Genomic DNA, 14,795 nt, shown 5'->3' with positions numbered 1-14,795 from the left:
TGATCTCCTCATCGCGGACTATGCGTCCGGTTCCTGTTCCTGTCTCTCGCCCTTGCGGAAGGGCGTGTGTTCATCAAGATAATCGCCGATATGCTCGACTTCCTCGCGCTCGCGCTGAAGATAATCGGCAATGGCGCGGCGCAGGCCCGGATGGACGATGAAATGCGCCGAATGGGTGGTGACGGGCATGTAGCCACGCGCCAGCTTGTGTTCGCCCTGCGCACCCGCTTCCACCCGTTTCAATCCCCTGGAGAGGGCGAAATCGATTGCCTGATGATAACAGACCTCGAAATGCAGGAAGGGATGATCCTCGATGCAGCCCCAGTGGCGGCCATAAAGCGCATCCGAGCCGATGAAATTGATCGCACCGGCAATATAGCGCCCCTCACGTTTCGCCATCACCAGCAGCACGTCATCGGCCATACGCTCGCCGATCAGCGAATAAAATTCCCGCGTCAGATAGGGCCGGCCCCATTTGCGGCTGCCGGTATCCATGTAGAAAGCGAAGAACTGGTCCCAGATATCCTCGGTCAGGTCGCTTCCGGTCAGCCAGTCGATCTCGATGCCGTTTTCCAGCGCCGCACGGCGTTCCTTTTTCAGCCCCTTGCGCTTGCGCGAGGAAAGGGCGTCAAGAAAATCACCGTGGTCGCGATAACCGTCATTGATGAAATGAAACTGCTGGTCGGTCCTGTGCAGGAAATCGCGCGGCAGAAGAGCGGAAAGATCGCTCTCTTCCAGAAATGTGACATGTGCCGAGGAGACGCCGATCTTATCAGTCACCTGCGCGAGACCGGAGGCCAGGAGCGCTTTGAAACGTGTCTCGTCCTCGTTTTCGCAGACGAGCAACCGTGGTCCGGTTGCCGGCGTGAAAGGGATCGAGCATTGCAGTTTCGGATAATAATGTCCGCCGGCCCGTTCGAAAGCATCCGCCCAGCCATGGTCGAAAACATATTCGCCCTTGCTGTGGTTCTTCAGATAGGCCGGCACTGCGCCGACGAGAGCACCGGAGGCGTTTTCGAGAAGCAGATGGTGCCCAAGCCAGCCGGTTTTGGCTGTCGCCGACCCCGATTCTTCCATGGATGATAAAAATTCATGGGAAATAAAGGGGTTGTAGATTTTTCCTGACGTATTGCGCGAGGTTCCGGAAAGCCGTTTCCAGCTTTCCGGATCGATATCCCTGAAGGATTGCGCAATGCTGATGGAATAGTCTTCTGTCATACCGTGGCGGACGGGTTCTCTCTCGGGTCGAAACCTTCGAATGTCATCTGGTCCGCATATTTATAGGTAGTCTCGCGCGCATTTTCATCCCTGACCGTCCAGGTAATCACCGGAAGGCCAAGTTTTCTTTGCGCCTCAATGAAGCTGTTGGGCAGATGAGCCCAATGATAGGAGATAAAATCGAGCCCGAGCTGCATCGCTTCGTCATGTTTGAAGAAGTCTTCCGGCTTGTCGCCTTCGGCCGTCAGACCCAGCGGCCACGGCGAGCCGGCCGCCTTCAGATCCTTCAGCAGATGGTGGTCGAAGCTCATCAGCGCCACATGGCCCTTATAGCCCTCGAGGTCTTCCAGCACCGCCTCGGCAAAACCGTCGTCGACGCCTTCGCCGGCGCGGCCTTTCAGTTCGATGACCAGCGGCACCTTGCCGGCGCAGAGCGTGAGAAGCTGTTTGAGGGTAGGGACCCGGTCCCCGGTCTGGCCGACGGCAAGAAGTGACAGTTCGGCCGATGTGCGTTCGCGCACATCGCCCTTGATGCCGGTCAGGCGGGCCATGTCGTCGTCGTGAAAAATCACCGGCACACTGTCGGCCGCCAGCTGCACGTCGCATTCGATGGCGAAACCGGCCTCGATGGCGCGGGAAAAGGCGGAAAGCGTGTTTTCCCAGACCGCCTTATTGAGATCATGATAACCGCGATGGGCGACGGGCTGAGCCGTCAGCCAGGAGAGTTTCAGCGTCATACGTCGATTTCCACGATGGCGTCGATTTCGACGGCGGCATTGAAGGGCAGGCAGGCCATGCCGACGGCGGCGCGGGCATGTTTGCCGGGCTCACCGAGAACATTGGCAATGAGATTGGAAGCACCGTTGATGACGAGGTGCTGTTCCACGAACTCCGGAACCGACGCGACAAAGCCATTCAGCTTGATGACACGGCGGATTTTCGAGAGATCGCCATTCAAAGCAGCCTTGACCTGTGCGAGAATGTTGACGGCGCAAAGTTCGGCCGCGCGCTGGGCGCCTGGCACGTCGACATCGCGGCCAACGAGGCCCGTCACCGCAATCTTGCCCGATTCCATCGGCAGTTGACCCGATACATAAAGCAGATTGCCGCTGATGGTGAATGGAACGTAGTTTGCGGCTGGTGCTGCGGCTACGGGGAGCGTGAAGCCAAGTTCCTTGAGGCGGCCTTCGATGACGTCCGACATTTTCGTCTCCGGTTTTGTTGTAAATCCTTCAAGAATCCGGCATTCAGAAGATGTTGATCCAAAAGCCGGGCGGTTGCTTGTACAATATGAGCGGCGAGTCCAACAGGAGATATTGCATGTTTGTCAGGACGCTTGGTTTCGTTGCCGCAACAGGGCTTATGACCGGCCTGTCAAACGCTGCCAATGCCTTGCCGGTCACGGTTCCCGATCTCGTCGCCCACCGCGCCGTCTACGATCTCGAACTCAAGGATGCGTCCGATCGATCCGGCATCGAGGGCATGACGGGTCGCATGGTCTATGAGTTCACCGGGTCGGCCTGTCAGGGCTACAAGACGGATTTCCGTTTCGTAACGCAGATCAACACCGGCGACGCAGTTCGCATGACCGACCAGCAGACCACGACCTTCGAGGATCTGACGGCCAAGAAATTCACCTTCGAAACCAAGTCCTACACCGACGACAAGCTGGACAAGGAAGTGCAGGGCGCTGCGACCGACGGCACCGATGGCGTGAAGGTCGATCTGACCCGCCCGGATGCCCGCCAGGTCAGTCTCGTCGCCAGCGAATTTCCAACGGAACACATGTTCCAGGTCATCGAACATGCCAAACAGGGAAAGCGCATCTTCGAATCCCGCATTTTCGACGGTTCGGACGATGGCGATGAAAGCCTGATCACCTCCACCCTGGTCGGCAAGTCGCAGATGCCGAAGGATGGCGATGCCGACGCCGGCAAGGCGGGCGAATTCGCCAAGGCGGCATTCTGGCCGGTAACCATCGCCTATTACAACGACAAGACCGGCACGGACGCGTTGCCGATCTACCGCATGTCGTTCAAGCTTTACGAAAACGGAATCACCCGCGATCTGACGATGGATTACGGCGATTTCGTTCTGACGGGAAAGCTTGCGAAGCTCGATATTCTCAAGCCCGAAACCTGCGAAAACAAGCCTGTCCGCTGAAACGCGGCTGTTTCTGCGGTTTTTTCGCATAAATGCTTGCATTTTCATGCGGGCGACTGTATGCGGCTCACCATTCCACACGCGAAGCTTGGGATGTTCCGGGAGAAATCCGGTCCGTTCCGCCCGGTGGTGTCGATTAAAATCGGTGCTGTTCGCTTCGCGGGGGTTAAACCGGAAAAGGAGTAACAAGGCATGGCATTGCCCGATTTTTCTATGCGCCAGCTTCTGGAAGCTGGTGTTCACTTCGGCCACCAGACGCACCGCTGGAACCCGAAGATGAAGCCGTACATCTTCGGCGACCGTAACAACATCCACATCATCGACCTGGCTCAGACCGTTCCGATGCTGTCGCGCGCCCTTCAGGTCGTGTCCGACACCGTCGCTCGCGGCGGCCGCGTTCTGTTCGTCGGCACCAAGCGCCAGGCGTCCGAAATCATCGCCGACAGCGCAAAGCGTTCGGCCCAGTACTACGTCAACTCCCGCTGGCTCGGCGGCATGATGACCAACTGGAAGACCATCTCCAACTCGATCCAGCGCCTGCGCAAGGTCGACGAGATCCTGAACTCGGAAGCTTCCGGCTACTCCAAGAAGGAACGCCTGAACCTCGAGCGCGAACGCGAAAAGCTTGAAAAGGCTCTCGGCGGTATCCGCGATATGGGCGGCGTTCCGGACCTGATGTTCATCATCGACACCAACAAGGAAAAGATCGCGATCGAAGAAGCCAAGCGTCTTGGCATTCCGGTCGTTGCGATCATCGACAGCAACTGCGATCCGGACCACATCGACTTCCCGATCCCGGGTAACGACGATGCTTCGCGCGCCATCTCGCTTTACTGCGACCTGATCGCCCGCGCTGCCATCGACGGTATTGCCCGTCAGCAGGGCGCTTCCGGCCGCGACATCGGCGCTTCGGAAGAAGCTCCGATCGAGCCCGCTCTCGAAGACGAGGCTGGCGCCTGATATAGGCCCTGTCTGGCGGCGATCTCGGTCGCCGTCTCCTCGACCAGGATATGACAAGGCCGTCAAAGACCTTCAATGGGTTGACGGCCTTGTTCGTTTCAAGCGCTCCGCCACGTTTTTTATGAAATCGCTGGCGTCCGATGCGGTTGAAACGGAAGGCAGTCTTCATAACGCTGTCATACTTCAGCGGCACCCATCATCTCGATGCATGGAGACGCCGCAGCACTTGGGAATGCGCATGCCCCTTTCCTGAAATCCTCTCCGGTTTCAAAGGGTGTGCGGCCGGGTACAGTCATCACCCAGAACTTCGGCACGGCAAATTCCGCCGGCTGACCGATCGAACCGATAAGAGGCAAACAATGACCGAAATCACAGCCGCAATGGTGAAGGAACTGCGCGAAAAGTCTGGCGCAGGCATGATGGACTGCAAGAAGGCTCTTGCTGAGACCAATGGCGACATGGAAGCGGCGATCGACTGGCTGCGCGCCAAGGGCATCGCAAAGGCCGACAAGAAGTCCGGCCGTACGGCTGCCGAAGGTCTGGTCGGCGTTGCCACCATGGGTCACAAGGCTGTCGTCGTTGAGCTGAACTCCGAAACCGACTTCGTTGCCCGTAACGATGCGTTCCAGGACCTCATCCGCGGTATCGCCCAGGTTGCCCTCACCACCAACGGCACCGTTGACGCTGTTTCCGCTGCCACCTATCCGGCAACCGGCAAGTCCGTTGCCGACAGCATCAAGGACGCGATTGCCACCATCGGTGAGAACATGACGCTCCGCCGCTCGGCAGCGCTCGAAGTTCCGCACGGCGTTGTTGCGACCTACATCCACAACGCTGCCGGCGACGGCATCGGCAAGCTCGGTGTTCTCGTTGCCCTGAAGTCGGAAGGCGACAAGGCCGTTCTGAACTCCATCGGCCGTCAGGTTGCCATGCACATCGCTGCGACCAACCCGCTCGCCATCCGCGCTGAAGAAGTCGACGCCGCCGTTGCCGAGCGCGAGCGCAACGTCTTCATCGAACAGGCCCGCGAATCCGGCAAGCCGGAAGCCATCATCGAAAAGATGGTCGATGGCCGTATGCGCAAGTTCTTCGAAGAAGTCGCCCTTCTGTCGCAGGCTTTCGTCATCAACCCGGACCTGACCGTCGGCGCTGCCGTCAAGGAAGCCGAAAAGGAAGCCGGCGCTTCCATCGAAGTGACGGGCATGGTTCGCCTGCTGCTCGGCGATGGCGTCGAGAAGGAAGAAAGCGATTTCGCAGCCGAAGTCGCAGCCGTCGCCAAGGGCTGATTATATTTACCCAATCTTGGGAAAACGGGAGGGCATCGCGTGACAACGCGGTGCCCTTCGTGTATCCGCGTTTCGGTTACATTTCCGAGGAGTCATGATGTCTTCCAAGCCGATCTACAAACGCGTTCTTCTCAAGGCTTCCGGCGAAGCCCTCATGGGCGATCAGGGTTTCGGTATCGATGTGGCGGTGGCTGACCGCATCGCTTCCGATATCGCCGAGGCGAGGGCGATGGGCGTCGAAGTCGGCGTTGTCGTCGGCGGCGGCAATATTTTCCGTGGCGTTGCCGTGGCCTCCAAGGGCGGCGACCGCGTTACCGGCGACCATATGGGCATGCTGGCGACCGTCATCAACGCGCTTGCGCTCGCAACCTCGCTGCGCAAGCTCAGCATCGATACCGTCGTTCTTTCCGCAATCGCCATGCCTGAAATCTGTGAGAGCTTCTCGCAGCGTGCGGCGCTCCATCATCTCGCGCAAGGGCGTGTGGTGATTTTCGCCGGCGGTACGGGCAACCCATTCTTCACCACTGATTCTGCCGCGGCCTTGCGCGCTGCGGAAATGGGCGCCGAAGCCATCTTCAAGGGCACGCAGGTGGATGGCATCTATTCCGCCGACCCGAAGAAGGATCCGACGGCGACCCGTTTCGACGAGCTGACCCATAGCGAGGTGCTCGGCAAGGGCCTTGCGGTCATGGATATCGCAGCTGTCGCACTTGCCCGCGAAAACCATATTCCGATCATTGTTTTCTCGATCCACGAGAAGGGCGGTTTTGCGCAGATATTGACCGGCGGCGGCCGCAAGACCATCGTGCACGACAAATAATCAAAACGATGCCGCCTCAAGGGGCGATTACGGCCGGCTTGGCCGACAAGATGGAGTATCAAGATGAGTGGTGTTGACCTCAACGATATCAAGCGCCGTATGGACGGCGCCATCAATGCATTCAAGAGCGATATCGCATCGCTTCGCACCGGCCGCGCTTCGGCCAATATTCTCGATCCGGTCACCATCGAGGCTTATGGCTCGCGCGTACCGCTGAACCAGGTTGCGAATATCACCGTTCCGGAGCCGCGCATGCTCGGCGTCAACATCTGGGACAAGTCGATGGTCAACGCCGTCGACCGTGCGACCGCGAATCCAATCTCGGCCTCAACCCCATCGTCGACGGCCAGAACCTGCGCATTCCTCTGCCTGAACTCAACGAGGAGCGCCGCAAATCGCTCGTCAAAGTCGCCCACGATTATGCCGAAAAGTCCAAGGTGGCGATTCGCCATGTGCGTCGTGATGGCATGGATGGTCTGAAAAAAGCCGAAAAGGACGGTGACATCGGTCAGGACGAAAGCCGTGGACAGTCGGAAAAGGTTCAGAAAATGACCGATGACACGATTTCGGAAATTGACCGCTTGCTTGCCGAGAAGGAAAAGGAAATCATGCAGGTCTGATATCGTTCGCGATAGACCTGTATTTTATTCGTTTTAATTCCGCGCTGCCCTGTTACTGGATCGATATGCCGACGACGACACGTTCCTCCATACCCGAGCACGTCGCCATCATCATGGATGGCAATGGACGCTGGGCAAAGCAGCGCGGTCTTCCGCGCGTGATGGGGCATCGCCGCGGTGTGGAGGCCGTGCGCGAGACCGTGCGCGCGGCCGGCGATTGCGGAATACGCTATCTCACGCTCTTTGCCTTCTCGTCGGAAAACTGGCGCAGACCCGAATCCGAGGTGAGCGATCTGATGGGGCTTTTGAAAGCCTTCATCCGGCGTGATCTTGCGGAACTGCACCGCGAAAATGTCCGCGTGCGGATCATCGGCGACCGGCAGGGGCTGAAGCACGACATCCGTTCTCTCCTCGAAGAGGCGGAACAGATGACGGCGGACAATACCAAGCTGACGCTGGTGATCGCCTTCAACTACGGAAGCCGCGACGAGATTGCGCGTGCGACAGCGGCGATTGCGCGCGATGTCGCCGAAGGCCGGCTTAATGCCGAATCCATCACGCCGGAGATGATTTCGGCCAGACTCGACACGTCGGGGATGCCCGATCCGGATCTCATCATCCGCACCAGCGGCGAAGAGCGCCTGTCGAACTTCCTGCTCTGGCAGGCCGCTTATTCCGAGTTCCTGTTCGTTCCCGAATATTGGCCGGACTTCGACCGCCAGCGATTCTTCTTCGCAATCGAGCAATATGCAACGCGTGACCGCCGCTTCGGTGCACTCACCGAGCAGGTTGCCGTGGCAGGCGCCTGATGAGCCGTGAACTCAGACTGCGGATCGTGTCCGCAATCGTCATGGCGGCGGTCATTCTGGCCGCGACCTGGTATGGCGGCATTCTGTTCCGCATCGTCGCGGGCCTCCTGGCGATCCTCATCTATTATGAATGGTCGACGATTACCCGGCTGTCGGAGACCAATTCGACGGGCAATGCCTGGGGCTGGTTCGCGGTCGCCGTCATCGCCGGCAATACGATATTCGGAGAATCCTCGCTCGATCTGCCGCTCTTATCCGGCTTCACGCTGACGGCGGCGCTGTTTCCAATTTTGCGCGGCAGGAACTGGTGGCTGGTGGGCGGCATTTTTTATGCGGGCCTGAGCGGCATATCGCTGGCAGCCATCCGTGGCGACGAGCTGACCGGCTTCGTGTCCATCCTGTTTATCTTCGCCGTCGTCTGGTCGACGGATATTCTCGCCTATTTCGTCGGACGCGCCATTGGCGGGCCGAAGCTTGCGCCTTCGATCTCGCCCGGCAAGACCTGGTCCGGCGCCATCGGCGGGGCGGTAGCGGCCGTGATCGGCGGCGGCGCGGTGTCCATGGCCTATCACGGCAGGATCAGCGTGCTGGTGCTGGGGCTCGCCCTTATCCTCTCGGTGTTCAGCCAGATCGGCGATCTCTTCGAATCCTTCGTGAAACGGCGTTTCCAGGTCAAGGATTCCAGTCATCTCATTCCGGGCCATGGCGGCTTCATGGACCGTGTCGACGGTCTTGTTTTCGCCTGCTTTACGGTATTCCTCATTGCTTTCGTGCATGCGGCGGCAACCGGCGACGTGCCCGGATCGGGCGGCGGTCTGTTGCCGGGTTTCTGAGCGGCGCGAAAGGTCACGACACAAAGGGCAGATTGTCATGAACACAGTAATGGCGGCGACCGGCTTTCTGACCGGCTATATCGTGCCCTTCATCCTGGTGCTGTCGCTGCTCGTTTTTGTCCATGAAATGGGCCATTATCTGGTCGGTCGCTGGTGCGGCATCCGCTCCACCGCATTTTCCATCGGCTTCGGCCCGGAGTTGATCGGCTTCACCGACAAGCGCGGCACGCGATGGAAGATTTCCGCGATCCCGCTCGGCGGTTACGTCAAGTTCTTCGGCGATGAGGATGCAGCGAGCAAGCCGGATAGTTCCGGCCTGTCGCATATGTCGCTGGAGGAGAGGGCGCAGACGCTTTCCGGCGCTAAGCTGTGGAAAAGGGCGGCCACGGTTGCCGCAGGCCCGATCGCCAATTTCATTCTCGCGATTCTCATCTTCGCGGTGCTCTTCGGTATCTATGGCCGGATGATCGCCGATCCGGTCGTGGCGGAAGTCCGTGAAAACAGCGCGGCTGCCGCCGCGGGCGTGCAGCCCGGCGACCGGCTGGTGGCGATCGATGGCGAAAAAGTGATGACCTTCGAGGATGTCCGCCGTTACGTCGGCATCCGGCCGGGCACGCCGATCACGGTGACGGTCGAAAGGGCGGGCGAGGAGCTGAAGCTGCCGATGGTCCCGACCCGCACCGAAACCACAGACCAGTTCGGCAACAAGCTGGAAATGGGCATTATCGGCATCGTCACCGACCAGACCAGCGGCAATTTCCGCCATATCGAATATTCGACGTCCGAGGCGCTGGTCGAAGGCGTGCGGGAAACGGGCCACGTCATCACCGGTACATTCAACTATATCGGCAATCTCGTGACAGGGCGCATGAACGCCGATCAGCTTGGCGGTCCGGTGCGTGTGGCGCAGGCCTCCGGCCAGATGGCGACGCTCGGCATTTCCGCCGTTATCCAGCTTGCCGCCGTTCTTTCCGTCTCCATCGGTCTTTTGAACCTGATGCCTGTGCCGGTTCTGGACGGCGGGCATCTGGTGTTCTACGCCATCGAGGCCATTCGCGGCAGGCCGCTCGGCGCGGGCGCGCAGGAAGTCGCGTTCCGTATCGGGATGATGATGATTTTGGGTCTTATGGTTTTTGCAACATGGAATGATATCAGCAGCTTGATCGGCTGAGGATTGTGTTTTAACGGTTTTGTTAGTTATTTGTTTACCTTGTTTTTATGCCGAAGTGGCGAATGAGCCACTCTGGAGCACGAAGTAAACAGAATTTAACGTTCGCGCTTGCTTGTAGGGGAAAAGCAGGTAAAACGACGCACATGGCCGGAGTCGGGTTCCGCCCGCTGAGGGACAACGTAAAAAGGTAAGAATTGAAATGAAGGCTGGTTCAAGATTTTTGAACGCTGTGTCGGCGGTTGCTCTGTCTGCCGGTGTTGCTTCGGTTGCGGGCCTTGGCGTGCTTGCCTCTGCTGGCGCTGCAAATGCGGCCGTCATCAGCAGGATCGATGTTCGCGGGGCCGACCGGTCCGGTGCGGACTCCGTGCGTTCCAACATCACCATTGCGCCGGGTAAGAACTTTTCCAATTCGGACATCGATGAATCGGTGAAGCGTCTTTACGCCACCGGTTATTTCTCGAATGTCTCCATGCGCGTTTCCGGCAGCACGCTGGTCGTGACCGTCAATGAGAACCAGCTCGTCAACCAGGTGGTCTTCAACGGTAATCGCAAGATCAAGGACGACAAGCTCGCCGGCGTTGTGCAGACCCAGTCCCTCGGCCCGTTCAATCAGGCCATCGTGACGGCGGATATTGCCCGCATCAAGGAAGCCTATGCCGCCATCGGCCGTAGCGACGTTGAAGTCACCACGCAGACCGTTTCCGTCGGTCAGGGCCGTGTGAACATTGCTTTCGTCATCAATGAAGGCGAGCGCACGAAGATCGGCCGTATCGATTTCGTCGGCAACAATGCCTATAGCGATGGTCGTCTGGCCGCCGTCATCAATACCAAGAAGTCCAACATGCTGTCGTTCCTGACGCGTAAGGACGTCTATAACGAGGACAAGCTGCGCGCCGACGAAGAGGCGCTGCGCCAGTTCTACTACAACCGCGGTTACGCCGACTTCCGTGTCGTGTCCTCCGAGGCTGTGCTGGACGAGTCCAAGAACGAATACACCATCTCCATCACGGTCGATGAAGGTCAGCGTTACAACTTCGGCAATGTCGCGGTCGAATCGACCGTTCCGGGCGTCGACGGTTCGGAGCTTCAGGGCCTCGTGGAAACCCACCAGGGCGGAAGCTACAGCGCCAAGGAAGTTCAGCAGAGCATGGAAGCGATTTCCAAGCGCGTGGCCGGCGAAGGTTATCCCTTTGCCCGCGTAACGCCGCGCGGCGACCGCGACATGGCTGGCAACACCATCGGTGTGACCTACATCGTCGACCAGGGCGAGCGCGCCTATGTCGAGCGTATTGAAATCCGCGGCAACACCCGCACGCGTGACTATGTCATTCGTCGCGAGTTCGATATTTCCGAAGGCGATGCGTTCAACCAGACGGTCATCACGGCTGCAAAGCGCCGTCTCGAAGCGCTCGGCTATTTCTCGAAGGTCAATATTTCGACCGCCGGCGGCAGTGCGCCTGACCGCGTCGTCATCGTTGTCGACGTAGAAGATCAGTCGACGGGTTCGTTCGGTATCGGCGCCGGCTATTCGCAGAACGACGGTGTGCTGCTCGAAGCCTCCATCGAAGAAAAGAACTTCCTCGGCCGCGGCCAGTACATCCGTCTCGCCGCCGGTGCGGGTGAAGACGATGCGCGCAGCTATACGCTGTCCTTCACGGAACCCTATTTCCTCGGCTACCGCCTTGCCGCAGGTTTCGACCTGTTCAAGAGCCAGAGCCGCAGCGAAGACTATTATGACTATGACGAGCAGGGCTTCTCGCTGCGCGTGACTGCGCCGATCACCGAAGACCTCTCGACGACGTTCAAGTACACGTACAAGCAGATCAATTATGACGGTGAGGGCGACTGGGAAACCGGCAGCAACCTTGCCGAGCCCTACAAGGACTTGATCCGTGGCGGTGACTGGACGCAGTCCATCATTTCGAACACGCTGAACTACAATACGCTCGATGACCGCAACATGCCGCGCGAAGGCTGGCAGGCTGCTCTGACGAACGAATTTGCAGGTCTCGGCGGCGATTCCGAATATTACAAGATTTACGCCAAGGCTCGCTTCTTCTACACGCTTTCCGATGAGTACGATGTCATCGGCTCGCTCACCGGCCAGGCCGGTCACGTGATGCCGACGGGCGACAATCTGCTGGTATTCGATCAGTTCAAGTTCGGCGGCCGTCAGGTTCGCGGCTTCAAGAACGATGGTATCGGTCCGCGCATCGGTTCCGACTCCATCGGCGGCACGACCTATTTCGCCGCTTCTGCTGAAGTCACGGCTCCGATGCCTGGCGTTCCGGAAGATTTCGGCCTGCGCCTCGCTGGCTTCGTGGATGCCGGCACGCTCTATGGCAACAAGGTTGCCAACAGCGCCGGTGTGAAGGACGACAACTCCATCCGCGCATCCGCCGGTATCGGCGTGATGTGGGCGTCGCCCTTCGGTCCGATCCGCGTCGACTACGCCGTGCCTTTCGCCAAGGAAGACTACGACGAGGAACAGCGTTTCCGGTTTGGCATGTCCAACACTTTCTGATATCGGCAGTCCAGAACTGCAACTTTGAACGTTCTGGAGTTTCCGGCTGATGGAATACAACGCCTTTTTTCCGCCCCACGAGGGACTGCGATTGAAAGATATCGCAGACCGTTTTGGGGCGGAACTGTCTGATGACGCGGCGGGAGAGCGGATCATTCGGTCCGTTGCGCCGGTCTACCGGGCAAAACCCGATCAGCTCTGCTATATTCTTTCGCGCAAGAACCGCGATGAGCTGCAGACCTGCGACGCTGGCGCCGTCATTTGTGACGCCGCCCTTGTAGACATGCTTCCGTCTCACACCCCTGCGCTGATATCGAAAAACCCTCACACGCTTTTTGCGCAGGTTGGTGCCTTGCTGCATCCTTCCGCCATGCGTCCGGGTCCGATCGCGCGGATGGAAGCTGAAATTTCCCATGCTGCGCATGTTGATCCATCCGCGAAGCTGGAGGCGGGTGTCATCGTCGAGTCGCTCGCCGTGATTGGAGCTGGCGCCCATATCGGCGCGGGCACTCGGATCGGTCCCGGCGTCATCATCGGACAGGATGTGCAGATCGGGCGCGATTGCACCATTGCCGGCGGCGCAAGCGTTCTTGCGGCCCTCATCGGTAATAATGTGATTATCCATAACGGCGCGCGCATCGGTCAGGATGGTTTCGGTTATGCGCCCGGTCCGCGCGGCATGTTGAAGATCGTGCAGATCGGCCGGGTCATCATTCAGGACAATGTCGAGATTGGCGCGAACACCACGATCGATCGCGGCACCATGGATGACACGGTCATCGGCGAAGGCACCAAGATCGACAATCAGGTCCAGATCGGCCACAACGTCCGCATCGGCCGCCATTGCGGCATCGTCAGCAAGGTCGGCATTGCGGGCAGCACCCGCATCGGCGACGGTGTGATGATTGGCGGTGCGGCCGGCATCAATGGCCATATCAACATTGGCGACGGCGTACAGATCGCGGCGATGAGCGGTGTTGTGGCGGACGTGCCGGCAGGCGCCCGTTATGGCGGCACGCCCGCGCGTCCGATGAAATATTTCCTGCGCGACATGGCCGAAATTCTGGCGCGCGCTGAAGGGCGTGATAAAAAAACAGGAGAGAAAAACAATGACTGAAGAAACGAAGACGGCGCTCGGCGCGGCTGACATTCTGGAAGTCATGAAGCTTCTGCCGCATCGTTACCCATTCCTGCTGATCGACAAGATCATCGAGATCGACGGTAACAACTCGGCGATTGGCATCAAGAACGTGACGGTCAATGAACCGCATTTCACCGGTCACTTCCCGGACCGACCGATCATGCCGGGCGTTCTGATCGTCGAGGCCATGGCCCAGACGGCGGGTGCGATCTGCGCTCGCAGCCAGGGTGAGGGCGGTCACCTAGTCTACTTCATGACAATCGACAATGCGCGGTTCCGCAAGCCCGTGATCCCTGGCGATCGTCTGGAAATCCATGTCGTCAAGCAGCGTCAGCGCGGCAATGTCTTCAAATTCCATTGCGAGGCGAAGGTTGACGGCGCGCTGGTGGCGGAGGCAGATGTCGGTGCCATGATGATCCCCGAGGATCAGCAATGAGCACGATTGCCGCCTCGGCCAGAATTCACCCGAGCGCCGTGATCGAAGACGGTGCGGTGATCGGTGAAAACGTCGTCATCGGTGCGCTGAGCTATGTCGGCGCGAAAGTCACGCTGCATGACGATGTCCAGCTGCACAATCACGCCGTTGTTTCCGGCCTGACCGTCATCGGCCGTGGCTCGGTTGTCCATCCCATGGCGGTCATCGGCGGCACGCCGCAGGCAATTCGCCACGACGGTTCGGAAACGACTCTCGAGATCGGTGAGCGCTGCATCATGCGTGAAGGCGTGACGATGAACGCCGGCAGTTCCGATGGCAGCAGCAAGACCGTTATCGGTGACGATAATCTCTTCCTCGCCAATTCGCATGTGGCGCATGATTGCCGCCTCGGCAGCCACATCGTGCTTTCCAACAATGTCATGCTGGCGGGCCATGTCACCATTGAGGACCGCGCTATTCTCGGCGGTGGCTGTGCCGTGCACCAGTTCACCCGCATTGGCCGCCAGGCCTTTATCGGCGGGCTTTCGGCGGTCAATTACGATGTCATTCCCTATGGCATGCTGAATGGCAATCCCGGCATCCTCGGCGGCCTGAACGTCGTCGGTATGACCCGTGCCGGCATCGAGCGCGCCGATATTCACAAGGTCAGACGCGTCTACAAGGCGATTTTCGAGGCCGAAGGCACGATCCGCGGCAATGCAGCGGCCATCGACCGTAACGATTATCTGGATTGCCCGCAGGCGCTTGAAGTCATCGATTTCATCGGTGCGGATAGCGACCGCGCGATCTCTTCGCCCAACCGGGGCAAGTGAGC

The 14,795-nt window shown here is 59.1% G+C and carries 14 protein-coding genes and 1 pseudogene; 12 read left to right on the top strand and 3 right to left on the bottom strand.

Going from position 1 to position 14,795, the window contains the following annotated elements; translation table 11 throughout:
- Window positions 1–18 precede the first annotated feature (18 nt).
- The 3 genes from L904_RS11945 to L904_RS11935 are packed head-to-tail and all read right to left on the bottom strand — an operon-like array spanning window position 19 to window position 2,422.
- On the bottom strand, window positions 19–1,218 hold the full coding sequence (locus L904_RS11945) for a GNAT family N-acetyltransferase (RefSeq protein WP_020810563.1): 1,200 nt from the start codon (window positions 1,216–1,218) through the stop codon (window positions 19–21).
- Complete coding sequence (locus tag L904_RS11940) at window positions 1,215–1,955, bottom strand: glycerophosphodiester phosphodiesterase (protein ID WP_020810562.1); 741 nt, start codon at window positions 1,953–1,955, stop codon at window positions 1,215–1,217. The genes L904_RS11945 and L904_RS11940 overlap by 4 nt, the downstream gene beginning before the upstream one ends.
- A complete protein-coding gene (locus L904_RS11935) occupies window positions 1,952–2,422 on the bottom strand; it encodes a RidA family protein (RefSeq protein ID WP_003521410.1) in 471 nt (156 codons plus the stop codon). Before L904_RS11935 ends, L904_RS11940 begins: the two co-directional genes overlap by 4 nt.
- Before the next feature lie 116 nt (window positions 2,423–2,538).
- On the opposite strand from L904_RS11935, the gene L904_RS11930 reads away from it, so the two are divergent.
- From L904_RS11930 to lpxA, 12 genes and pseudogenes are all read left to right on the top strand, one after another.
- Complete coding sequence (locus L904_RS11930) at window positions 2,539–3,381, top strand: cell envelope integrity EipB family protein (protein WP_035262373.1); 843 nt, start codon at window positions 2,539–2,541, stop codon at window positions 3,379–3,381.
- Between the two features lie 192 nt (window positions 3,382–3,573).
- Complete coding sequence (rpsB, locus tag L904_RS11925; protein ID WP_035262376.1) at window positions 3,574–4,341, top strand: 30S ribosomal protein S2; 768 nt, start codon at window positions 3,574–3,576, stop codon at window positions 4,339–4,341.
- A gap of 359 nt (window positions 4,342–4,700) precedes the next feature.
- Window positions 4,701–5,627, top strand: a complete 927-nt coding sequence (gene tsf, locus L904_RS11920; RefSeq protein ID WP_003521408.1) for a translation elongation factor Ts — start codon at window positions 4,701–4,703, stop codon at window positions 5,625–5,627.
- A gap of 97 nt (window positions 5,628–5,724) precedes the next feature.
- The gene (pyrH, locus tag L904_RS11915) at window positions 5,725–6,447 is read left to right on the top strand and encodes a UMP kinase (RefSeq protein ID WP_003502561.1); all 723 of its coding nucleotides are present in this window, start codon (window positions 5,725–5,727) and stop codon (window positions 6,445–6,447) included.
- Between the two features lie 63 nt (window positions 6,448–6,510).
- A pseudogene (gene frr, locus L904_RS11910) lies at window positions 6,511–7,067 on the top strand (ribosome recycling factor).
- A gap of 65 nt (window positions 7,068–7,132) precedes the next feature.
- Window positions 7,133–7,876, top strand: coding sequence for an isoprenyl transferase (locus tag L904_RS11905; protein ID WP_035260567.1), 744 nt, complete (start codon window positions 7,133–7,135; stop codon window positions 7,874–7,876).
- Complete coding sequence (locus tag L904_RS11900; protein WP_003521405.1) at window positions 7,876–8,709, top strand: phosphatidate cytidylyltransferase; 834 nt, start codon at window positions 7,876–7,878, stop codon at window positions 8,707–8,709. The genes L904_RS11905 and L904_RS11900 overlap by 1 nt, the downstream gene beginning before the upstream one ends.
- A gap of 49 nt (window positions 8,710–8,758) precedes the next feature.
- The gene (gene rseP, locus L904_RS11895; protein ID WP_196248046.1) at window positions 8,759–9,880 is read left to right on the top strand and encodes an RIP metalloprotease RseP; all 1,122 of its coding nucleotides are present in this window, start codon (window positions 8,759–8,761) and stop codon (window positions 9,878–9,880) included.
- Between the two features lie 199 nt (window positions 9,881–10,079).
- A complete protein-coding gene (gene bamA / locus L904_RS11890) occupies window positions 10,080–12,404 on the top strand; it encodes an outer membrane protein assembly factor BamA (protein WP_035260572.1) in 2,325 nt (774 codons plus the stop codon).
- Between the two features lie 49 nt (window positions 12,405–12,453).
- The gene (gene lpxD / locus L904_RS11885) at window positions 12,454–13,521 is read left to right on the top strand and encodes a UDP-3-O-(3-hydroxymyristoyl)glucosamine N-acyltransferase (protein WP_003521402.1); all 1,068 of its coding nucleotides are present in this window, start codon (window positions 12,454–12,456) and stop codon (window positions 13,519–13,521) included.
- On the top strand, window positions 13,514–13,981 hold the full coding sequence (fabZ, locus tag L904_RS11880; protein WP_003521400.1) for a 3-hydroxyacyl-ACP dehydratase FabZ: 468 nt from the start codon (window positions 13,514–13,516) through the stop codon (window positions 13,979–13,981). Before lpxD ends, fabZ begins: the two co-directional genes overlap by 8 nt.
- Window positions 13,978–14,793 carry an acyl-ACP--UDP-N-acetylglucosamine O-acyltransferase gene (gene lpxA, locus L904_RS11875; RefSeq protein WP_059762558.1) on the top strand — a complete coding sequence of 272 codons (816 nt, stop codon included), beginning with the start codon at window positions 13,978–13,980 and terminating at the stop codon, window positions 14,791–14,793. The genes fabZ and lpxA overlap by 4 nt, the downstream gene beginning before the upstream one ends.
- Window positions 14,794–14,795 lie beyond the last annotated feature (2 nt).

It is taken from the genome of Agrobacterium sp. LY4 (assembly GCF_001526585.1).
Lineage (GTDB): Bacteria > Pseudomonadota > Alphaproteobacteria > Rhizobiales > Rhizobiaceae > Agrobacterium > Agrobacterium leguminum.
Note: the sequence above shows the minus strand (reverse complement) of the source record. Positions and strands in the feature narration are given on the sequence as shown.